The sequence below is a fragment of the Pseudoalteromonas simplex genome (assembly GCF_015278155.1).
Lineage (GTDB): Bacteria > Pseudomonadota > Gammaproteobacteria > Enterobacterales > Alteromonadaceae > Pseudoalteromonas > Pseudoalteromonas simplex.
In genome coordinates, this window is sequence record NZ_JADILN010000050.1 from 1 (window position 1) to 381 (window position 381).

Sequence of the window (381 nt, forward strand, 5' to 3'; positions counted from 1 at the left end):
TAATCCCACTTGGGCTAATCTTATGGCGTGAGGCCCGAAGGTCCCCCACTTTGGTCCGTAGACATCATGCGGTATTAGCAGTCGTTTCCAACTGTTGTCCCCCACCATAAGGCATATTCCCAAGCATTACTCACCCGTCCGCCGCTCGACGCCAGAGGTGCAAGCACCTCTTCGTTTCCGCTCGACTTGCATGTGTTAGGCCTGCCGCCAGCGTTCAATCTGAGCCATGATCAAACTCTTCAATTAAAAGTTTTTTGTTTGAAGTAAACTTCAAACCATGCTCAATGAATTCTGATTTTGATATCTTTCGATATCGAATTGACTATGAAGTCACTCAGTTACATTTGAGACTCTAAATTTGTTTGCGTCATCTAGCGAACT

The 381-nt window shown here is 45.7% G+C and carries 1 rRNA gene; it reads right to left on the minus strand.

From position 1 onward, the window contains the following. Nucleotides 1-246, minus strand: a 16S ribosomal RNA gene (locus IRQ78_RS20480); the annotation flags it as partial. Nucleotides 247-381: the final 135 nt, after the last annotated feature.